Raw genomic sequence first — 22,076 nt, 5'->3', positions numbered from 1 at the left:
CAGGCCATTACGAGCTGTTACTCGCTCTGATGAGGCGGGTAGAATAGACTGCCAGCACAGGATAGGAATCCTGCCAATGACGCCTCCCCCCGACTCGTTGACTGCTGCATTACAACTTCATCGTAGTGGACGCACTGCTGAGGCAGAATCTGCCTACCGCCAGATCATTGAGCAGCAGCCTCATGCTGTAGACGCCCTGAATCTTTTAGGTGCGCTGGTCTACCAGCAGCATCGTTTTGAAGAGGCGATTGCCTGCTTTGAAACGGTGCTGACCGTGCAACCCGACAATCCCGATGCCTACAACAGCCTGGGCATTGCGCTCAAAGGGCAGGGCAAGTTAGACGAGGCGATCGCGCACTATCAGCAAGCGCTCACTCGACAACCAGACCATGTTGAAGCGTCGAACAATCTTGGCAACGCGCTGAAGGAACTGGGCGACCTGGACGGCGCGATCGCTGCCTACCAGAAAGCCCTCACCTTACGACCTCACTACCCCGAAGCGCATAACAACCTGGGCATTGCGCTCAAAGATCAGGGGCAGTTCGATGACGCGATCGCCCACTATCGGGAAGCCATTCTCCTGAAGCCCAACTATGCAGAGGCGCATCACAATCTGGGCGTCGCTTTGCAGCGTCAGGGACAGTTTGAGGACGCGGTTAACTATTACCAACAGGCGATCGCCTTCAAAGCCAATTATCCTGAAGCACATCACGCTTGGGGCAATACGCTGCAGCAGCAGGACAAGTTGGAGGATGCTATCGTGCACTATCAGCAGGCGATCGCGCTGAAGCCAGCCTATCTTGAAGCGCATCACGCACTCGCCAACGTCCTTCAGCAGCAAGGCAAGCTGGAGGAATCTATTAAGATCTACCGTGACACACTGGCGTTGCGGGAGGAGTATCCCGAAGCGCACAACAACCTGGGCAACGCGCTCCAGGAGCAAGGCAAGCTAGAAGACGCGATCGCGCATTACGAGCGGGCACTCAGTTTGCGATCGCACTTTGCGGAAGCCCACAGCAACCTAGGCTCTGTGCTAAAAGAACAGCGAAAGTTTGACGACGCGATCGCTCACTTTCACGAAGCGCTTGCCATTCGTCCCGACTATGCTGAAGTGCATAACAACCTGGGCAACACCTACCAGGAACAGGGTCATATTGAGGCCGCGATCGACTGTTATCGTCAGGCGTTAGCAATCAACCCCAACTATGCCGAAATTAGCAGTAATTTGGGCAACTTACTCCAGCAAGAGGGTGCGTTTGCGGAGGCGTTTGAGCACTTGGAGGCGGCGATCGTCGCGCAACCCGACTACACAGGAGCTTACAACAACCTCGGCATCGCTCGACGCAACCACGGTGATATTGACGCCGCCTTTGCGGCTTACGAACAAGCCCTGGCAATCAATCCCGATTTTGTGGAGGCGCAGTGGAACAAAGCCCTCACGCAACTGTTTACAGGCGATTTGGCGCAAGGTTTCGCTGGCTACGAATGGCGCTTGCAGTGGAGCAAATTTCGAGAACAAAACCCAGCGCGATCGTTCCCCCAGCCACTCTGGGACGGTACGCCACTAGACGGTAAAACCATCCTGCTCTACACCGAACAGGGCATGGGCGACACCATTCAATTCATCCGCTATGCCTCACTGGTCGCCCAACGCGGCGGACGAGTCATCGTCGAGTGCCAGCCCCTTTTGATGAACTTACTCCAGGGTGTTGCAGGCATTCAGCAATTCATCCCTTACGGCAACCCCCTACCCAATTTTGATGTCCATGTCCCGCTACTAAGCCTCCCCCACCTCTTCAACACCACCCTGGAGACGGTTCCCGCTGACATCCCCTACCTTCAACACCCCACACCCCACACCCCACACCCCATCCCCTCTCTCCTCACCCCTCACCCCTCACTCAACATCGGCATCGTCTGGCAAGGCAACCCGCAAAACCCCTACAACCGCAGTCGTGCCTGCCCGCTAGAGCGACTTCTAACACTGGCAGCCTTGCCCAATGTCCAACTCTATAGCTTGCAAAAAGAGCCCTCTTTGGCAGACCAGCAACAACTGGAAGCGAACCCCAACGTGCAGGATTTGCGATCGCACCTGCACGACTTTGTGGATACCGCTGCCCTCATCCATCAGCTTGATCTCGTCATTGCAGTAGACACCGCGATCGCGCATTTAGCAGGCGCGCTAGGAAAACCCGTTTGGCTCTTACTGCCCTTCGCCCCCGACTGGCGCTGGATGCAACAGCGCGACGATAGCCCCTGGTATCCCACCATGCGCCTGTTTCGTCAGCCTGCCTACGGCGATTGGGAGAGCGTGATAGAGCAGGTAAGAGAAGTGCTAGTGGTCAGCGGTCAGCGGTCAGCGGTCAGCGGTCAGCGGTCAGGAGGCATGAGGCATAAGGCAGGAAGGGAAGCAGGGGAAGCAAGGGAAGCAGGAGGTAGGAGGCAGGAGGCAGGAATCAGAAAAACTCAAAACCCAAAACTCTCTAGCGTAGCGGCGCAAAGAGCTACTCAAAACTCAAAACTCTCTTCCCACACCCCACACCCCACACCCCACACCCCCAAATCACCTCTTCCACAAGCACTCAAAGACGCGGTGCGCCATCATCAAGCGGGACGGTATCAAGAGGCGGAGCAGCTTTGTCGTCAGGTGGTGGAGCAGCAGCCGGAGCAATCGGAGGCGTGGCATTTACTGGGCATGATTGCGCATCAGGAGCGGCGGTTTGACGATGCGATCGCTGCCTATCGTCGTGCGCTGGTAGCCAGTCCCGATCATTACGATACCTACAATAATCTGGCAGTCGCGCTTCAGGAGCAAGATCGCATTGACGAGGCGATCGCGCATTACGAAAAAGCGATCGCGCTCAAGCCAGATCATGCTGATGCACACAACAATTTTGCGAATGCCCTACGCCATAAGGGACGGACGGATGAAGCGATCGCGCACTACAAGAAAGCGATCGCGCTACGCCCCCAATATGCCGATGCTCACAACAACCTGGGGCTCATCTACTTTGCACAGGAGCAGTTTGCACAGGCGGCGGCTTGTTATCGGCAGGCGATTGCGCTCAAACCAGACTTCTCGCAGGCACACAACCACCTGGGCAATGCGCTGAAAGAATTGGGCGACTTTGAGCAAGCCATTACGCACTATCAACGGGCGATCGCGCTCAAGCCAGACTACGCCAAGGCATACAACAACTGGGGCAACATCATTCGCGATCGGGGCGAGTTGCAAGAAGCCGTGGGGTATTACAACCAGGCAACGGCGATCGAACCAAATTTTGCGGAAGCACACTGGAACAAAGCCTTAACACTTCTGTTGGATGGCGACCTGCAAGCTGGCTTTGCTGAGTACGAATGGCGTTGGCAGGTCAAACTGCCCACTTTTCAGCCGTTGCGACCCTTTTCACAGCCCCGCTGGGATGGCTCGCCCCTAGACGGCAAGACCATTTTCCTACTCGCCGAACAGGGTATGGGCGACATGATCCAGTTCGTTCGCTATGTGCCGCTGGTCGCCCAACTCGGCGGACGGATCATCCTGGAATGCCATACGCCCTTGATGAACCTCTTCAAAGGTATGCCTCATGTTCAGGCGATCGTCTCCTACGGCAGCACGCCCCCTGCCTTCGATGTCCACGCTCCCCTCATGAGCCTGCCCCACATCCTGGGCATCAGCCTGGACACCGTACCCGCTACCATCCCCTACCTCCCACACCCCACACCTCACACCCCACACCCCATACCCCCTCTCCTCATCCCACACCCCACACTCAAAATCGGCATCGTCTGGGAGGGCAACCCACAAAACCCCTATAACCGTACTCGCGCCTGTCCATTAGATCTACTTCTATTGCTGGCAGATCTTCCCGGCATTGCCCTTTATAGTCTGCAAAAAGAATTGTCTTCGGGCGATCGGGCACTACTACAAACGCAACCTCACATCCACGACCTACGAGAACACCTGCACGACTTTGTGGACACAGCCGCTTTGATCAACCAGCTTGATTTGGTGATTGCGGTTGATACGTCAGTGGCCCATTTAGCCGGTGCATTGGGTAAGCCCGTCTGGCTACTGCTACCCTTTGCTCCCGACTGGCGCTGGATGCTCAAGCGTGATGATAGCCCCTGGTATCCCACGATGAGGGTGTTTCGGCAGCCTGGATATGGCGATTGGGCAGGAGTGATCGCGCAGGTGCGGGAGGTGTTGGGAGAAGAAGGGGAAAAGCGGTCAGCGGTCAGCAGTCAGCAGTCAGCAGTTAGGAGTCAGCGGTCAGCAGTTAGGAACCACGAGTCAGGAGTTAACGTTGTTGCTTCCACAAGCGAAGCAGGAATCAATGACGTTAGAGGGAGTCGGAAGTCAGGAGTCAAAAGTCAGGAGTCAGAAGCCAGGATCAATTCAAAACTCTCTAACGTAGCGGCGCAAAGCGCTACTCAAAACTCAAAACTCAAAACTCAAAACTCAAAACTCAAAACACCCCACACCCCACACCCCACACCTCACTCCCCATCGCCCTCCAGCATTACTACAACGGTAACTTTGCTGAAGCTGAACAGGTTTGTCGTCAAATCCTTCAACAGCAGCCTGATCAGGTAGAAGCACTACAAATTCTAGGGGTTGCGTTGTGTAGTGTGGGGCAAGCAGTAGCGGCGATTCCCTTTCTGCAACGGGTGGTGCAACTACAGCCTGATGCCGCTGAAGCCTGGGGCAATTTGGGGACAGCATTGCAGGAGCAAGGTTGCTATGAGGACGCGATCGCCCATTTCAACCGTGCGATCGCGCTCAAACCAGATTATGCAGAGGCTCACTACAACCTGGCCTTGGTGCTGCAAAAGCAGGATCGCTTAGAAGATGCCTTGTTCCATAGCCAGCAGACGATCGCGCTGAAGCCTGAGTTTGTGGATGCGTATTACAATCAGGGCTTTCTGTTGCGACGGTTGGGTCGGCTGGAGGAAGCGATCGCCCACTATCGCACTGCCACTCAGCTGGCTCCCAATTCGGCCGGTGCGCACAAGAACTTAGGTCATGCCCTGTTGCTCACAGGCGCTTTGCAGCAGGGTTTTCAGGAATACGAGTGGCGCTGGCGGCAGCCTGGTTGGGCACCCCGATTGTTTGCGCAACCGCTTTGGGATGGATCGCCGCTGATAGGTAGAACAATCCTGCTTCACGCAGAGCAAGGCTTTGGAGACACGATTCAATTCATTCGCTATGCCGCCCTGGTGCGCGATCGAGGGGGACGGGTAATTGTCGAGTGTCAGCCGTCTCTGTTGCGTTTGCTTGAAACAGCGGCAGGTATTGACCAATTAATTGCTCAAGGTGCGCCGCTACCAGACTTCGATGTTCATGCACCGTTACTCAGTTTGCCGCATCTGTGCAGCACAACGTTAGAGACGATTCCCGCTCCGGTTGCTTACCTGTCTCCACCCGTTGACCATCCGTTGCGTTTAAAGGTGCCACCAGGCACTCGTCTCAAAGTCGGCATTGCCTGGACAGGGAATCCTGATCACAAAAACAATCGCTACCGTTCCTGCGCGATCGAACAGTTTCGAGCGTTGTGCCAGTTGCCCGGAATTGCTTTCTTTAGCTTGCAAAAAGGTGCTCCAGAGGCGGATCTCCAAGCCCTGGCTGAGTTGCCCATTCAGTCTTTGAGTGCGTCACTGGACGATTTTACGGCTACGGCGGCGGCGATCGCTCAACTCGATTTAGTAATCACGATCGATACGGCGGTTGCCCATCTAGCAGGCGCATTGGGCAAGCCTGTTTGGTTACTGCTCTCGGTTGCCCCCGATTGGCGTTGGCTGCTAGAGCGAGACGATAGCCCCTGGTATCCCACCATGCGACTGTTTCGGCAACGGCAACGGGGAAGCTGGCAAGGGGTGTTTGAGCGCGTTGCCGCAGAGTTGGCGCTGTGGGTAGAACGCCAAACGTAAGGGCATGGCACGTCCTGCCCCTACTCTGCGATTTTCTCCAGTAGTACTGCGCTGCCTTGATAGAGTCGCCTGAGCTTATTGCTAAACAGATTGGCGAAGGCCTCGATCGCGCTCTTGGGTGGCAGTTCAGTCAGGGTTTGCCCTGGCTTCAACTCATAGTCTGCAAAGACAATCACGCCGCCAACGGTGAGCAAACTCCAACTGAGTACCGCTATTTCGAGTGTTTCGCTGGCAGTTGTCATACCACCGACATAGACTAATGGGTAATGATGGTTGGGCTGCGATCGCAATACCTCACCCGGCTTGCCAGCGATCTGACGCACTTTTTCAGCCGCACCTGTACGAGCAATATTTGCCTCGAAACGCTCCAAAATCGGTTGCTCATCAGTCAAGCCTTCAAAGCGATCGACGCAGGTGATCGTTGCGGCTGGTTGAAGTAACACATTGTCCAGTAGCCAGCAGGTGACGCGTCCATCGCGGCTCCCAATCTCTAAGGCGTTCAGTGCGACTGACTTAAAGCGATCGAAATAGCTCGACAAGGGGGTGAGATCAGCCGCAGCAAAGCCGCTCGAAAACTGATAGCCTTTCGTCAGCAGTTGCCATTGATTCGTTACGGCTGAAAGTTCTGCGATCGCCTCTGGAAAGCCGGGTTGTAGGGCAACCGCTTTTTGCAAATACGGTATTGCTTGCTCAAATTGTCTCTGCTTATGCAGCACCGTACCCAGGTTAAAGTGGACTCTCGCAAGATCACCAGAAGAGAGGGTTGGATTCAGATCGATCACCTTTTTGAAATAAAGACCTGCGTGCTCCAGATCGCCTTGTTTGTGGAACGCGGAGCCGAAGTTATTGTAAGCCGCTGCTAGAATGTTTCTAACGTTTTCGCGGGTGTCAGGTTCTGCAACCATGCCCTGTTCATACAGCGTAATGGCTTCGGAGTAGCAGTCTTGTGCTAAATAATCGTTAGCTAGCTGCTGCCAGTTCAAAATAGGAAAAAAGGCAGCATTCCAGGTCACTTTTTTGAACTTTTCGGTGAGATAGCTAAAGCGATCGTGCTCCAATTTTCGTCGCAGCAAGTGAAGCGCTTGTTCCTCTGGCGGTGTTTCATCCTGGTATTGATCCGGTGCCGCTTGAAATTTCTTCAGCTGCCGATCGAAATTGTTGCCGGGATAGCGAATATACTCAACCGTTTCAATCTCGACTTTGAGTACCTTAAAAAACTTCGCCATCCACAAATCATAGGACACATCTTCACACCCACCAATTTGCTTATAAACGGGTGCTTCAGGAAAGCCTTCGATAAATTCATGACAATCTCGACGGATGCATAAATTGAGGGCAAGCGTATTTTCGATCGCGGCTTTCCAATAGGGATGAAGTGCGTCTTGCATCTGCACACCCGTCCTTACAATGCCAACTGGATGCGGCGGTAATGTCAGTGGATAGGATTTATCGCCAACCGTAATTTCAACGTTCTTCAGCGCTGTTTCACCTGGAGTGGGCTGATGGTTGAGCAGCATAAAGCAGAGATAAATATGCTCTTTGAAAACTAAGTCATCACCATCACAGAAAAATAGAATATCGCCCTTCGCAATCTTGGCTCCAGTGTTTCTGGCAGGGCCAATACCTAGGCTTCTGAAGTGCTTAATTACTTTGAAATAAGGTTTATTTTGACTAAACGCTTCAAGCAATGCTGGTGTGCGATCAGTCGATCCTTCATCAACCACAATCAGTTCGGAATGAACCGCTTGAGTGCCGTCATGATGCTGATGAAAGAAAGCGATGCTGGCATCAATACTTTCCAATGTGCGAATAATCTCATTTTCTTTATTCAGCACTGGGACGATGACAGAAAATGAGTTGATCATGCACTTTTATTCCTTCAAAATGCCTTGCTGAGCGCTGACCCGATTGACATTACTTGAATCGAATCCCCGCTGCTAATGTGAGTTTGCCCAATTGGCACGATCGCTAACCCACTGGCTCCAGCTAAATTGATCAAATTTCCCGAACTATGGCTACCGCCCGCCAGATTAAACTCATACAGTCCGTCGACCAGATGCAATTGCCCCCAGAGGTATGATTCGCGTTTGCCATCCGATCGCAACGCCACTCGCGTTTTTGCCCTCACAAACGTCGGTTTCCAGGTTGGTTCCGGTAGGCCCGACAGCTTGCGTAATGCTGGTTCCACAAAGCGCCAAAAGGTCACCAGTGCCGAAACGGGATTGCCGGGAAGACCGAAGTAGAGGAGGGGTGGAGGGGTGTGAGGATGTGAGGGTGTGAGGGTGGAGGCAAAGGTTGCTACTGTCAAGGGCTTCCCCGGTTTTACAGCGACGGCGCGAATGTGGATCGTGCCACCCAGAGCAGCGAGGATGTCTTCAACGTAGTCGTAGTCGCCAACAGAGACCCCACCGGACGAAAGCACCATATCGGCACGATCGAGGGCATTGGCGATCGCCTGCTTGAGTGCTTCTGGCTCGTCCCGTACAACGCCTAGCCTTAGTGGAATCGCTCCTGCCTGCGCGACTAAACTTGCCAGCGCATACTGATTGGAATCCACAATGTCGCCCGGTTGGAGCGGTTGATCGATGCTCACTAGTTCATCGCCTGTAGACAGAATGGCTACCCGTGGTTGACGGTAGACAGGCACCTGGGCGCACTGAGCCGCTGCCAGCACGGCGATCTCTGGAGCCTGCAGCCGTAGCCCTGACGACAGGAGTGGGCTGCCTGCTTGATAAAAGGCAGCCCGACGCCGCACAAAGGCATTTGGCTGGGGAGCCGCCAAAATTGTGACCAAGTTCCCTTCTCGTTGGGTCTCTTCTTGAATGACGATCGTGTCCGCGCCATCCGGCATGACTGAACCCGTGAGAATGCGAGCCGCCTGCCCTGCTAGCACGGTCTGTTGCGGTTGATAGCCGGCTGGAATGGTTTCAATGATCTCCAGCGTCACAGGAGACTCCGCTGAACACGCCTGTACGTCGGCGTAGCGCACCGCATAGCCATCCATGGCCGAATTATCCCAGTGCGGAAAGTCCAGCGCGCTGGCGATGGAGCCTGCCAAGACTCGACCAGTGGCATCCGGTAGCTCCAACACCTCCCGATTGCGATCGGCATCGAAGGGATGCACGAGGCTCAGGATCATTGACTCTGCTTGCTCAACTGAAATCATGTGGTCGGAGATTAGAGAGTAGAGTCTAAGAAAATCAGAACGCTGAGCGTCTTCGTGTCAAAAACATGGTACTAAAATGTCGTAGCCAACACACTCCAATTTTTTGGGTGCGCTATTCTGTAATGGCATAGCATTTGCTCTGCTAAGTTACCCATTGGTGGTAATGTATCTATCTCTAGCAGAGCTTTGAAGTCTTTTCTCCTTGAGGTGTTTATGGCTAATTCGCAGTTTCCCTCCTCCTTTGAGAATACTTCCCAACGAGGAGGTGTACCCAAAGACCTTCTTGGTCAGCTTCCCGTTGATTCTGAGATTTGGCATAACCTCAAGCAGGCGATCTCGGCAAGTTCTGGGTTTGAGCGCTGGCAGCTAGAGCGCAACACAGACGGTCGGTTAACTGGTCTTAACCTCGACAATTTGGTGCGGTCTTATCTCCGTGAAACCCTGGAGACACTGGCTTATTAGATCCGGTTGCTTCAACCATTAAAGCTGATTAAAAACGCCTAAAATTTTGCGAATACTACTCTCCAGTTCGCTGAGCTTAGTGGCAGTATCGACTAACCGATCGCCTTCAACCTCGACTTCTTGAGTCGGATACTTTTGGATCGCCTCTATGAGCGAGATCTTGCTGTCATCACTGGCAGATAGCACCAGCGCTGAGCGTAACGCTTGACGGTTGGCTGTGTCGGTAGACGTATGTACCGTTTTCCCAACTTCGTCAAGCAGCCGTTCTCCCACAACGTTATTCAACGCTTGGTCAAGCACGACTGGGCTAACTTTGACCTGCTTAGTTAACGCATCGCGTACTTCTTCTGGTTTCTTGTTTGCTAGCTTCATGTAAGCCGCTAGTGTCGGTGATGGATCGCCTGTTTCCGCAAAGCTTGAGAGTTCGGCGACGGAAAGGGATTCCTGAAAGATGCCGTACTTTAAGACAACTTTTTCAGCGGCTAAGCTGGTCGTGCTGTAGAGCATCGTGCCCATACTGGCGGCTAAGAGCACGAAGTAGCGAAGCGGTAGAGTTGAAAAACGCATAGATTCGATCGCTGGAAACAACTAATCGCTTTGACGATATCTTGATGGTATTCGTTTCTCTGGGGCAACTCATCTAACACGAGGTATACAACTCCCAGGTATAGCTATAGCCATACTGGTTAGGACGGGGTGCAGGGGTGGAACCCCTGGCTGGGGGCACGCCCCCACTCCCCCTTTGATCCCAATGTCCTAAGCTTTGTGACAACAGCTATATCTGGCGAGAAAAGCTTATCTGTGGAGCACAAGCAAAATTCTGTAGGCTACAAGATTCTGTAGGACGCCAACCATAGACAGAGACGCGTTGCCCTACAGAATGGTTTTGAGCCCTTGCACCAGTCGTTCAATGCCCGCGATCGCGGTTTCCGGTTGAAGGGCACCATAGGCAACGCGTAGATGACAACCGTCTTCTAGACCGAACGTGGTTCCTGGGATCGCTGCCACCCCATGCTCTCGAATGAGCCGTTCTACTAATGAGAGGGCGTCGATGGCTGTGTGAACGTTCAGCAGCACGTAGAATGCACCATGACTTGGCGGCACTGTGCAGCGATCGCTGATCCCAGTCAAGGCATGGAGCAACTGTTGCCGAACCGCTGCGATCGCGCCTAATTTCGCTCGACAATAGCCAGCACCCGCCTGCAACGCACCCACTGCAGCATACTGAGAAATTACGGCTGGACAAATCACGTTTGTATCCTGAATTTTCATCACGGCTGCCATGAGATGTGCTGGAATGACCATGTAGCCAATGCGCCAGCTAGCAAAACCATAGGCTTTTGAGAGTGAATAGAGCGAAAGGGTGTGCCCACTGCTGTCGGCGATCGACCCTGGTGAGAAGTGCTGGGTGCCGTCATAGGTAAAGTACTCATACGCCTCATCGTTGATGTGATAGAGGCCATGATCGCGGCAAAGATCATTCACTTGCCGCAACGCTGCTTCTGTATAAACAACGCCAGTGGGGTTATTCGGCGAAATGGTGACGATCGCCCGTGTGCGGGCAGTGATGGCTTGTGCGATCGCCTCTGGGCGCAGTTGGTATTGCTCATTGGTTGCCACGAGGATCGGATGACAGCCTGCGATCGTCACTGCCATCTCATGATTGAAGTAATATGGCGTTTGTAAAATGATTTCATCGCCAGGGTTGGTGATTGCCAGCACTGCATTCAGAAACCCCATGTTGCTTCCGGCGGTCACGACAACCTGACGCTGCTGGTCGATCGCCATCCCGTTTTCGGTTTTTAGCTTGCTCGCAATCTGCTCTAATAGTGATGCAATGCCCTCGACTGCCTGATATTTGTGATGCTCTGGATTCGCTAGAAAGGTCGTGATTTGTTCGATCGCCTCCGGTGGTGGGCCATAGTAAACCACACCCTGACCCAGTGAGATAGTGCCTGGATGCTCTTGAATCATGGCTGCTACGGCAGGGATGATCGGCGACTGCACGATGTCCATGCGGGATGGTTGATGGATCACTCAGGTTTAACGTTGCCTCTTTTGAGTTACGTTCTTAGCTTAAAGTGAACGTCACATACCTTTGCAGCCGTCTTAAGTCGTACTGCCAGGTTACATACGATCGATTCGACACCTGTTGCTAGAAGCCAATGCCGCTAAGAACCTACAAGACTGTTTTATGGATTACTGTTGCCGTCTTCGTGGTGGCGTTAATTTGTTTGTATACCCCAGTCAATTTGCTGTTTAATCAGGCGTTTCTGGTGATGGAACTCAATCACCTGGGCCCCTATGCGGCGTTGTTTTTTATCGTGGGGTTTGCGATCATTACAACCTTGGGCTTTCCTGGCAATGTATCGACGATCGCGGGTGGTGCGGTCTTCGGCTTGTACTGGGGCTCGCTATGGTCGCTCATTGGTGCCACTCTGGGAGCCGTTGGCGCTTTCCTGCTAGCACGACATTTGCTGCACGATTGGGCCTCTCAACGCTTTGGGCAGAAGGCACTGTTGCAACGGATCAATCAGGCGATGACCCACCGACCCATGAACTTTATTCTGGCGGTGCGCTTTACGCCATTGTCTCCCTTCAGCCTTGTCAACTTTCTGTTTGGTTTAACGCCTGTTGACCTCAAGACTTATACGATCGGTACCTTCTTTGGCATTATTCCCCTGACGATCGCCAATACCTGGCTGGGCGTAGCGGGTAAAGAGGCCTTGAGCGGGGGCGATCGGCGACCGTTTTTTTTGGCGCTGGGCGTGTTGACGCTGCTCTCTGTCCTCCCGCTATTGGTCAAGCAGAAACCTGTAGCGAGAGAGATGAAAACAAGTGCCCGCCGCAGTCGTCAGCGTCTACTCAAATAGTAGGGACAATGACCTGCAGTTTAGCTGCGCTAAGGCTTTCGAGTGAACTAAGGGGCTGTAAAGAAATAACGTCATGGACTGTAGCGGTCAGCGGTCAGCGGTCAGCCATTGGAGAAAAGCTGACCGCTGATGGCTGATAGCTGATCGCTAATCCAAAAGTATGCAGTTATTTTTTGACAAGGCCTAACTCCAAGCATGCAAACTCCGTATAGGGATATGGCGATGCCCATTGAGTGCCATCATCCCCCTGCAACCGAATCGATCGGCGATGTTGTTTTCCGGGTGGAATCTCCTATGGCTCTCATGCTAGCAACGCATCTGTTGCTAAGATTCCTGTAGGGGCAGTTCGCTCTTGTCAAGGCTATACCGCCCCTAAGGTTTGCTTTTATTGGGCAGCCGCTGCCAGCCACGGAGGGTTCTCAATGTACACAATAAGACGTTATTTCAACGTGTTGCGGTTGTTTTGGGCAACGGCGATCGCGGCAGAACTGGAATATCGATTGAACTTTTTGTTAGCAGCGCTCAGCAGTTTGGGTGGGCTGGCCGGAAGCCTGTTTGGGCTGTTTCTGTTCTACCGCACGGGCTACTCGTTTCAACGCTGGAGTTGGGAACAGGCGTTAGTTGTGCTGGGCGTGTTCACCATCCTGCAAGGGTTCTCCAGTACCTTCCTGGCACCCAATTTGAACCGCATTGTACGCCATATTCAGCAGGGCACGCTGGATTTTGTGTTGCTGAAGCCGATTAGCTCACAGTTCTGGCTTTCAACCCATACCCTCTCACCGTGGGGCGTGCCGGATCTGGTGTTTGGGCTAGTTGTCGTCGGCTATGCAGGGGCGCGATTGAACCTGCAATGGAGTGATTATCTGCTGAGCCTAGTGCCTATCGCCTTTGGCTTTCTCACGCTTTACAGCCTCTGGTTTATCCTCGGCGCGATGAGCATCTGGTTCGTCAAAATCTACAACGTGACCGAAGTCCTGCGCGGTTTGCTGGAAGCCGGACGCTACCCAATGGCGGCATATCCCACGGCATACCGTTTTTTCTTTACGTTTGTGGTGCCCGTCGCTTTTCTGACCACCGTTCCAGCAGAAGTGATTCTTGGTCGTGGTGAATGGGGTTGGACGCTGGCAGCAGGGCTGTTGGCGATCGCGCTTCTCTTTGCCTCCGCTGCGTTCTGGCGGTTTGCGCTTCGCTTTTATACCAGCGCGTCGAGTTAGGTGTTAGAAGGAGGCAGTGGTCAGTGGTCAGTGGTTAGTGATCAGTGGTAAAAGGTAACTCAAAGCTCCTCTTAGAAACTCAAAACTCTCTAGCGTAGCGGCGCAAAGCGCTACTCAAAACTCAAAGCTCTCTCCTTACCCTTCACTTCCCACTCTCTCCAAATCTTGCGGTGTGTTGCAGTTGAAGAGCATTGACTGGTTTTCTATAGGGAGTTCTTTCACGTATTCTTGGGCAAGCCAGCGTTGGAAGGATCGATCGCCTCGCTCGATCGCTGCCCTTAAACTCTTCAAACAACTGGTTCGGTAGAAGCCACAGAGCGGTTCCCAGCCTTTTGATGACTTAGGGAGGAGAGCCACCGCGTCTTCTGCATGATCTAGTTCCTTGACCCACTGTTGCAGTGTTTCACCTGACAACCGAGGCAGATCACACGCCAGCAGCAGCACCCATTCGGTCTGCACACCGTCTCGTTGCATTGTCTCTAGCGCTTGAGCGAACCCAACAAGTGGGCCGTGAGGCGTCGTCGCCCCTGGTAACGCGTGTTCCTGAAGTAGGTGACAGGTGGCTGGCACGATCGCGCGATACTGTTCTGGCTGGAAGGTAATGACGTCAACGATCGGCGTACATTGCAGCGCCACATGGCAGACTCGCCGGAGTAGGGGAATCCCTTCAATGTCAAGCAGCGCTTTGTCTCGTCCCATACGCTTGCTTTGCCCACCTGCGAGGACGATCGCGGCTAAAGATGCCATCAAGTTCACACCGCCTTCATCATTAGAACCATTGCCAAACTCTCGGCATAGAATCGAGACGATTGATTCAACTGCACCAGTCGCAGACGGTCAACCATGCAGAAGCTTTCAATCGTCCTGCTGAGCTTAGTCGCCCATTTCAACCTGGTCTTCTGGCTCATGATTCTCAGTGGCTACAGTTTTTCAGGCACGCTTTGGAACTTGCGCGCTACCCCTATCGTTGGTAGTGTCGCTGTTGTTCTATTGTCTGCCTTTATTGTCAGAGTGAAGCAACTTGCTTTATACAGGTTCTTTGGAGCCATCCGATCTCCCTGGCACGCTCGGCTACTCTTGCTGCTTTTACCAATCTTGTTCTTAGCCACAGGCTGTTTGCCGCTCGTGTTGTGGATCATCTTATTGATTGGTTATTCAGTTCTGTCACAGGTCTTGCCCGCGAACGACTGGCATCACAGCCTTTCTATGATTGGAAGCTTGGTAAGCATTATTTCCGGTTACACTGCCCTGGTCTTGTTCTTCCATTGGGTTGTCTCTGCGCTCAACCAGGCAGCTTTACCCAAGTCTGTTGAACGAGCCGTCTATGTGTTGCAAGCGGTCAGCTCAATGACTTTACTTGCTTTCGTGCTGAGCCTATTCCACAGCAGTCCAGGCGATGCGCTGTGTTCTAAACGCTATCTGTCTCCGAGTGGTCAGCGATCGATCGTGGTTGAAGACTATGAGAATGATGATGGAGACTTTGCAGGCATGTATATTAGCCGTGCCTACTTTAATGGATCAATGTTTAGAAAAGACTTGGGCGACCTTGAGCATTCGGGTTGGCTTTGTAGACAAGAACCACTTACGCTCGAATGGAGCACCGATGAAAGGCACGTTGATTGGAAGACACCGACGAAGGGGCAAGGACGCTGGCACTTCTGAGCATTCTTTGCAGGGTGATCGAAAGGCTCATTAAGCTGCTTTCGGTAACTTGCTAATCACGCTTCAGTAAAAGCGTATCGACATAAATATCGCTGACTCTTGACTCCTGACTTTCTCTACTTACACTCTGGTTCAGCCTCATCCTGCTTAAACGGCAAGCCCTGATTGATTGCATCCATTTCCCGCTGTTCCATATCATTCACTTGACCGATGTAAGAACGAAACACCTGAGCCAATCGAGGATCATAGAAGCGATGGAGTGAATGGTTGGGAGTTGCCGGGAAGCCGCGCCGTTTTTTATGCCGTCCACCTGCGCCAGGATCGAAGGTTTTGATACCCTTTGAAATTGCCCATTCGATCGGCGTGTAGTAGCAGGCGTCAAAGTGGAGACAGTCGATATCCTGAAATGAACCCCAGTAGCGCCCGTAAAGATTAGTGCCTTTCGTGAGGCAAAAGGACATCCCGATCGGCTGGGGACTCTTTTCCTCATAGGCAGCAACAAAGACTACGCGATCGCGATAGTTGGGATAGAGTTGCTCAAAAAAACTGGGAGTCAGGTATTTACTGCCCCACCAGCCAAACTTGTCGCAGGTATCGCTGTAAAAGCTGTACATCAAGGGGAATAGGGCTTGTGGGATGTTGTCACCGGTCAATGTACGAATGGTTAGTCCCGCTTTTTCAACGGCTTTACGTTCGCGCTTGATGTTGCGACGTTGATTCGCGTTGAACGCACCCAAATAGTCGTCAAAGGTCTCATAGTCCTGATTTTGCCAGATAAAGCTGTGATGCAGCCAACTCAGAAAGCCATGACGCTCCATCGTTAAGCGCCACTCTGGATCGGCATACAGAAAATTACAGCCCGAAAGATTATTGCGCACGCAAAACTGATCGATCGCGCTCACCATGATACCCGTCAGTTCGTCCTCATCTTCTCCCGGTGCCATCAAAAAGCGGTAGCCTTCTGCGGGCGTAAAGGGTGACATGCCCAGCAGCTTCGGGTAATACTCAACACCCAAACGCGCTGCTACATCCGCCCACTGGTGATCAAAGACAAACTCACCGTAGCTGTGCCCTTTCACATAAAGGGGTGCAGTCGCAATGAGGTTGCGGTCTCGCCAGATGGTTAAATGGTTGGGCAACCAGCCCGACTCAGCGGTGGTGCTGCCCGATGTTTCCATGTTGTGCAACCACTCCCATTCAAAGAAGGGCGTTTGTAGCGGCACCGCAAGGGCATCCCACTCTGCTTGGGGAACGTCGTCAAGAGAATTAATCCAGGCGATCGAGTAGCGAGGCTTCAGTGGTTCCACCATACGAGAGCTTAAAGGACTTCATATAGCGTAATACATGTGGCGGATGAGTGAGGGGTGGGGATTGGGGATTGGGGATTAGGGCGTGGGGAGGGGCAAGAGGAGATGGGGCAGAGGAGGTAGGGGAGGCAGGGGGAGCAGAGGAGAGCGCTTGCAAAACTCAAAACTCTCTAGGGCAGCGGCACGTAAAGTCTTTGGCAGACAAGAAACGTGAAGCGAGTCCGAAGAACTCAGCGCTACTCAAAACTCAAAACTCAAAACTTTCTTACTTTTCTCACCCTGTAGTGTAAAAACACTTCATCGTCGATCGTGCTCACGTCCAAAAGTTGCAATCGGGGTGCCAGTTCTGCCATCAGTCCAGGCCCATCGATCGGGGTTGGCGCACTGGCTCCGCCTAACAGCAGTGGGCAAACCGTCAGCCAGCATTCATCCAGCAAGTTTGCCTCCAGTAGGGAACCAACTAAGGTGCCGCCGCCCAGCACGGCAAGCTGGCGAAGTCCAAAACCCCACAGTTGACGGAATGCGGCTTGCCAATCAATGTCTCCGGCAGCAGTCTCTACCGTTAGAATGCGCTCAAAGGAGTCTCCGTCTTGCCAGCCTTGCGCGCCTACGGTTGTTGTGAGCAGCCAACGGGGTACAGTCTGCCGAAAAAAGGGGAGTTGGGGAGAAATGACGGCCGATCGCGAACAGACAATCTGCACGGGCTGGGATGGTTTACCTTGTTGCTGGCGCTGCGTTACCAATGCTGGCTGCTGCACCCGTAGCGTTGTGCCATAGGCTCTTAATGTGCCTGCCCCCAGCAAAACACCATCCGCCAGGGCGACCTGTCGTTCTAGATGAGCCTTGTCTTGAGCAGACCCAAAGCGAGCAGCAGCACGGCTCACGTCAGCAATCTTGCCATCCACGCTCATTGCCAGAATGACCGTGGTTTTGGGGCGATCGCCCCGGCCATCAGCAGCCTCGGATTTGATGTTTAAATCGGCTTCCAACTAGAATAATCGGTACAACCGTTGTAATAATTGTGGATAGTTCTTTTCTCATAGCAGTTTAGCTGCATCATTAGACGATCGTCTGGCGATCGCCGCATACATGGATGGGTGTGAAAGGGCAGAGCAGTCTTCGGTTGATCATGGTTGCTATTGGGTATCGCATTTCAGTTTAAACGTCCTATGGCTAAACCAGGTCAGTCTTCGTTTCGCCGCATCCTCTTGTCGCGAATTTTGTTGTTGAGCATTCCTGTCTTGCTGACGGGTGAACTGGTAGCGTACAAAAAAATGCGCTCTAGCATGTTAGAAACAGCTCGCCAAAACTTGACCGAGAGCGCTGTCAGAAAAGGGGAGAACATTCGCGACCTGATCGAGGTGATGCGATCGAACCTGGTGTCTGCTAGCGAAGATTTTTCAACCAGGCTTGACCAATCCCAGGACGCGCAGGAGTTTGTCACCCGTATCAATCGCTGGCTGCCGAAGGGCGTCCAATGTGTCCAGTTGATTAACGTCCAAACCGGACAAATTGATGGCACGACCTGTGGCAACCGCTCAATCAGCCAGGTACTCGATAACCTCTGGTCGGCGCAGAGTCAGGTGATGCGTGCTCCGCTCTCTAGTGTCCGGGTTTCGCCTGTCACTCAGACTAGAGTGGCAAAACCATCCACTCCCCTACGGCAGCTTGATCTGGTGTTTAGCGCACCTGTGTACGACTCGTTTGGGCGGTTGCGCTATGCGTTGAGCATTCAATGGGCAGCCTACCGCCAGGAAACGAGCCAACCGGGATCGTTGTCTGGCTATACGGTGGTCATTGACGAGGATGGCACCATCCTGGCTCACCCGAAAGCCGATCGCATTGGTCGTAATATTCAGCAAGAAGCTGACTCTGAGCGCCTGCAAGCTATCGTCAACAGCGCGATCGCGGGTAAAGAAGACTTTTTCAACTTACTTTTCTTTGAAGACAGCAATACCGAATGGCTGGCTGGCTACAACCGTATTCAACTGTCTGTGACCCCTGGTGAGAGCCGCACCTGGGTTGTGCTCGCTGTCGCCCCACTCGAAAATGCACTCTCTGGACTAGAAGATATCAAGCAAGTCCTCCTGATTCTCACCTTAGGACTGCTCGGTGCAAACTTGTTAGCAACCATCTACATTGCCCGTGATCTGGCACGACCGCTTGAACAGCTCGGCGGCTATGCCCTCCACATCCATCAACGCCAGCCAGCTGGTCAGGCACCCAAAGACTTCAAAATTAAAGAAATCAACCAGTTGGCTGGCGCGCTCGACAACATGGTGCAGCGTCTTGAAGAACGGGCGGAAGAGCTAGAAGCCGCCTGGCAGGAAGCCCAAGCTGCTAACCAGTTAAAGAGCGAATTTCTAGCCACCACATCTCACGAACTGCGAACACCCCTGAATGCGATTATTGGCTGCATTCGTCTGATTAAAGATGGCTATTGCGACAGCCGTGAAGAAGAACTAGACCTGCTGCAACAGGCAGACAAATCAGCCATTCATCTGCTGGAAATCATCGAAGATCTACTGAGTATTGCCAAGATTGAAGCTGGCAAGCTAGAACTCAATCTGCAGTCGGTATTGATTCAGGATCTCTGCCAGGAATGTCTCAGAATGATGCGTCCCGCCGCCGAGAACAAGCATATCTTGCTTTCTGAAGAGATTGACACCCATCTCAATGCGGTGCAAATGGACAAACTGCGGGTAAGTCAGATGGTCATCAACCTGCTGTCTAATGCGGTGAAATTTACGCCAGAGGGTGGACAGGTGAAACTTACCAGTCGCATTGGCTATGGTCATCAACTAGAACAGGATGCTCGGCCCGATCGCAGCCCTGTCAATGCCAACACGCCCTATCTCTGCCTTGAAGTTGCCGATTCTGGGATTGGCATTCCACCCGAACGGTGGCATCTCTTATTTCGCCCCTTTCAGCAGGTCGATTCGTCACTAACGCGCAGACACGAAGGCACTGGCTTAGGTTTAGCACTCACCAAACGCTTTGCCGAACTGCATGGTGGCACCGTTTCGTTTCAATCGACGCTTGGCAAAGGCAGTACGTTCCGGATCTGGCTGCCGTCGCGTGAGACAAACCCACCGGCTGAAACGGGCAGCAGCACCGACGCAGTACCTCCTGACGGGCACAATCGTGACACCCCAAGCGCGACGCTAGCATGAAGTCTCCGATCACTCCCTTTCCTCTGTCGGCTAGAGCACTGAGTAGGCCCGGTCATTGGCTGTGAGCTAAGGCAAACTCTTGCTAACCAAGGTAAATGCTACTTGTGCAGCGGCTTGCTCTGCTGCTTTAATCGATCGTCCTCTCCCCTGCCCCAGCCGCTCATTGTGCAACCAGACTTCTGCCGTAAAGCGCTGATCCTGATCTTGAGCCTGCCCTGATTGAATCACTCGATACTCTGGCAGCGTCTTGTAGTGTGCCTGGCTCCATTCCTGCAGCGCGGCTTTATAGTTTTGGCGTGCCGGATCACTAAGGATCTCGGCAACCAACTGTCGAAAGTGGTGATCCAGACAGGGACGTACCAGTACGAGCGTCTGCGTACTCAGGTAAAGAGCCGCTAACACGGCCTCAAACGAATCCGCCAAACGGGATTCTTGACCGAGTTTGTCCTTCAAAGCGCTGTCGGAAACCAGCAAATATTGTTCTAACCGATAGCTAGCAGCCAGTTGCGCCAGAATGCGATCGCTCACCAGTACCGATCGAATGGCTGCAAACTCTCCCACTGGCAACTCAGGATAGGTTTCTAGTAAAAAAACAGCCGTCGCTAAACGCACCACTGCATCACCAACAAACTCAAGCTGCTCGTAGTTTGCAGTCGCTGATACGGTAGGATGCGTCAGGGCCAAATCGAGCAACTGCCATTGGATCGGTGATGGCTCAGGCAGCCCTAGTTTTTGCACCAAGCTTTGCAGCTGCTTTTGGCGGTGGGGGTACTGAAGTGTCATGCCTGACAGTGTATCAGGTCTCTGAGTATCAGGTCTCTGAGTATCAGGTCTCTGAGTATCAGGTCTCTGAGCCTCAGCCATGCTACGACTCGGTTAGTCGCGGCTAGGGATGTTGTAGAGCGCATCTAAAAAGCTAGCAGAAGTTTTGGTCGATGTATGACTGCTGCTAGTATGAGACAAGCGTGTATGCAGCCGGGCCGAGCCAAATTTCTTCGGCTCATAGGAGGATGGAAGCTCCAGTGCATGCAATGATTCTGGAAGCGGATGGCGCGATCGTACGGTCATGATCGTTGGTGGCAACACACCAATCAGTAAAGCCAGCACCTCATCGGATAAGTGCATCAGCGCTTGCGCACCAAAAAACTCTTCAAAGCTGGCAAACAGTTTCTCAGCTCTCTGAAGCGGGTCTGTATGTTCTGTAATCTTTTGCAGCCAACGAATCCACTGAATTCTACGGCTGTAGGCGGTCTGACGCTGCTGGTGCGTGACAACGGGTATGATTTCGGGAGCACCGATCGCAATGACGTGCACACAGGCTTGCTCTACCACCGTCCCTACAATGGCACCGGGACCCGCAAACTCTGCGTGGTAAGCCTTACAGATAATTAAGCCACTCCGTTTATGCTCTCCCACCGCTAGTAGCTGCTGAGCATTCAACGCTGTTTCAAGTCCACTTGCTACTGAAATCTGGGAGGTCTGGTTACTCACGTCCTTACCCTGTAAACGCTGCTACGTAACCTCTCAAGGCATCATCTGTTACGCATATCTAACAGCGCATTCAACAATACATACGCGTCAATTTCGTCGCTGGTGCCCTCATCCTAGTGCAGGTTCAAAAGAGCGTACAGGCTACCAATGCTGCTTTGCCGAAACTATATATTTCGTTGTTGAATCAACAAAGTTCGATAAAACCATCCAGAAAGCCCGTTCGCCAGAAGAACGTTTTGGGAATCAGGACGTTTTGGGACTATGGGAATAGAGGAGAGCAGGACATAAGCCGGGTTCTGTTGTCCTAAATGCCATGCATCTAAGACGGCAGTTATCTATCTGGGTCACTTGTTACCAAGCGCCTCAAGCGGACGGGCAGAGATGAGGCAACCTCACCTTTGCATGGAACTGGTAAAAGACCAACCGTTGTTCCGCAGCCTTGCTTCCAACCGGGGTTTACCGAGCCAGCACCTCTCGATGCTGCTGGTGCGCTCTTACCGCACCTTTGCACCCTTACCGAAGAAGTTTTGAGTTTTAAGTTTTGAGTTTTAAGTTCGTAACTCAAAACTCGTAACTCGTAATTCAAAACTTCTGACCGGCGGTATCTTTCTGTGGCACTATCCTCACGGTCACCCGCACTGGGCGTTACCCAGCAAGTTTGGTCTTTGAGAAGCCCGGACTTTCCTCGGATTGCAGTCCTAAGCACGAGGCTCTTGACTACTAGCCGCAACTGCCTGCGCCTACTCTCCTCCGTCTTCAGTTTAGTCTGTGGTGGAATCGTCTGCTCTTGCTTCCCTTGC

General features: G+C 52.8%; 16 protein-coding genes and 1 other RNA gene. 7 read left to right on the top strand and 10 right to left on the bottom strand.

What is annotated here, in order from left to right:
- The first annotated feature begins 76 nt into the window (after positions 1 to 76).
- Positions 77 to 4,594 carry a tetratricopeptide repeat protein gene (locus C7B82_RS02245; RefSeq protein WP_106254683.1) on the top strand — a complete coding sequence of 1,506 codons (4,518 nt, stop codon included), beginning with the start codon at positions 77 to 79 and terminating at the stop codon, positions 4,592 to 4,594.
- Positions 4,507 to 5,928: a tetratricopeptide repeat protein gene (locus C7B82_RS02240; protein WP_106254682.1), complete on the top strand. Its 1,422-nt coding sequence runs from the start codon at positions 4,507 to 4,509 to the stop codon at positions 5,926 to 5,928. Before C7B82_RS02245 ends, C7B82_RS02240 begins: the two co-directional genes overlap by 88 nt.
- A gap of 20 nt (positions 5,929 to 5,948) precedes the next feature.
- Here the strand turns inward: C7B82_RS02240 and C7B82_RS02235 are convergent, their stop codons facing one another.
- The gene (locus C7B82_RS02235) at positions 5,949 to 7,793 is read right to left on the bottom strand and encodes a glycosyltransferase (protein WP_106254681.1); all 1,845 of its coding nucleotides are present in this window, start codon (positions 7,791 to 7,793) and stop codon (positions 5,949 to 5,951) included.
- Between the two features lie 14 nt (positions 7,794 to 7,807).
- Positions 7,808 to 9,094: a molybdopterin molybdotransferase MoeA gene (locus tag C7B82_RS02230; RefSeq protein WP_106254680.1), complete on the bottom strand. Its 1,287-nt coding sequence runs from the start codon at positions 9,092 to 9,094 to the stop codon at positions 7,808 to 7,810.
- A 213-nt stretch (positions 9,095 to 9,307) separates the two neighbouring features.
- Here C7B82_RS02230 and C7B82_RS02225 point away from each other — a divergent pair, with 213 nt between their 5' ends.
- Positions 9,308 to 9,556 (top strand): hypothetical protein, encoded by a 249-nt coding sequence (locus C7B82_RS02225; RefSeq protein WP_106254679.1) that lies wholly within the window; start codon positions 9,308 to 9,310, stop codon positions 9,554 to 9,556.
- A gap of 18 nt (positions 9,557 to 9,574) precedes the next feature.
- Here the strand turns inward: C7B82_RS02225 and C7B82_RS02220 are convergent, their stop codons facing one another.
- Positions 9,575 to 10,123 (bottom strand): alpha/beta hydrolase, encoded by a 549-nt coding sequence (locus C7B82_RS02220; RefSeq protein ID WP_106254678.1) that lies wholly within the window; start codon positions 10,121 to 10,123, stop codon positions 9,575 to 9,577.
- A gap of 306 nt (positions 10,124 to 10,429) precedes the next feature.
- Positions 10,430 to 11,572 carry a pyridoxal phosphate-dependent aminotransferase gene (locus tag C7B82_RS02215; RefSeq protein WP_106254677.1) on the bottom strand — a complete coding sequence of 381 codons (1,143 nt, stop codon included), beginning with the start codon at positions 11,570 to 11,572 and terminating at the stop codon, positions 10,430 to 10,432.
- Between the two features lie 149 nt (positions 11,573 to 11,721).
- Between C7B82_RS02215 and C7B82_RS02210 the strand changes: the two genes are divergently transcribed.
- A complete protein-coding gene (locus C7B82_RS02210) occupies positions 11,722 to 12,429 on the top strand; it encodes a TVP38/TMEM64 family protein (protein WP_106254676.1) in 708 nt (235 codons plus the stop codon).
- A 422-nt stretch (positions 12,430 to 12,851) separates the two neighbouring features.
- On the top strand, positions 12,852 to 13,643 hold the full coding sequence (locus C7B82_RS02205) for an ABC transporter permease (RefSeq protein WP_339375152.1): 792 nt from the start codon (positions 12,852 to 12,854) through the stop codon (positions 13,641 to 13,643).
- 135 nt (positions 13,644 to 13,778) lie between these two features.
- On the opposite strand, the gene C7B82_RS02200 is transcribed toward C7B82_RS02205, so the two are convergent.
- A complete protein-coding gene (locus tag C7B82_RS02200; protein ID WP_106254840.1) occupies positions 13,779 to 14,390 on the bottom strand; it encodes a molybdenum cofactor guanylyltransferase in 612 nt (203 codons plus the stop codon).
- 96 nt (positions 14,391 to 14,486) lie between these two features.
- On the opposite strand from C7B82_RS02200, the gene C7B82_RS02195 reads away from it, so the two are divergent.
- Positions 14,487 to 15,305 (top strand): hypothetical protein, encoded by an 819-nt coding sequence (locus C7B82_RS02195; RefSeq protein ID WP_106254675.1) that lies wholly within the window; start codon positions 14,487 to 14,489, stop codon positions 15,303 to 15,305.
- A gap of 116 nt (positions 15,306 to 15,421) precedes the next feature.
- Here the strand turns inward: C7B82_RS02195 and C7B82_RS02190 are convergent, their stop codons facing one another.
- The gene (locus C7B82_RS02190) at positions 15,422 to 16,615 is read right to left on the bottom strand and encodes a GNAT family N-acetyltransferase (protein ID WP_106254674.1); all 1,194 of its coding nucleotides are present in this window, start codon (positions 16,613 to 16,615) and stop codon (positions 15,422 to 15,424) included.
- A gap of 251 nt (positions 16,616 to 16,866) precedes the next feature.
- Positions 16,867 to 17,601 carry a RibD family protein gene (locus tag C7B82_RS02185; RefSeq protein ID WP_245939694.1) on the bottom strand — a complete coding sequence of 245 codons (735 nt, stop codon included), beginning with the start codon at positions 17,599 to 17,601 and terminating at the stop codon, positions 16,867 to 16,869.
- Positions 17,602 to 17,781: 180 nt separating this feature from the next.
- On the opposite strand from C7B82_RS02185, the gene C7B82_RS02180 reads away from it, so the two are divergent.
- Complete coding sequence (locus C7B82_RS02180; RefSeq protein WP_106254673.1) at positions 17,782 to 19,785, top strand: sensor histidine kinase; 2,004 nt, start codon at positions 17,782 to 17,784, stop codon at positions 19,783 to 19,785.
- A gap of 66 nt (positions 19,786 to 19,851) precedes the next feature.
- On the opposite strand, the gene rnc is transcribed toward C7B82_RS02180, so the two are convergent.
- From rnc to rnpB, 3 genes are all read right to left on the bottom strand, one after another.
- Positions 19,852 to 20,568 carry a ribonuclease III gene (gene rnc / locus C7B82_RS02175; RefSeq protein WP_106254672.1) on the bottom strand — a complete coding sequence of 239 codons (717 nt, stop codon included), beginning with the start codon at positions 20,566 to 20,568 and terminating at the stop codon, positions 19,852 to 19,854.
- Between the two features lie 93 nt (positions 20,569 to 20,661).
- The gene (locus tag C7B82_RS02170) at positions 20,662 to 21,276 is read right to left on the bottom strand and encodes a hypothetical protein (RefSeq protein ID WP_106254671.1); all 615 of its coding nucleotides are present in this window, start codon (positions 21,274 to 21,276) and stop codon (positions 20,662 to 20,664) included.
- A 270-nt stretch (positions 21,277 to 21,546) separates the two neighbouring features.
- An RNA gene (rnpB, locus tag C7B82_RS02165) (RNase P RNA component class A) lies at positions 21,547 to 22,023 on the bottom strand.
- Positions 22,024 to 22,076 lie beyond the last annotated feature (53 nt).

It is taken from the genome of Stenomitos frigidus ULC18, assembly GCF_003003795.1.
Lineage (GTDB): Bacteria > Cyanobacteriota > Cyanobacteriia > Leptolyngbyales > Leptolyngbyaceae > Stenomitos > Stenomitos frigidus_A.
Note: the sequence above shows the minus strand (reverse complement) of the source record. Positions and strands in the feature narration are given on the sequence as shown.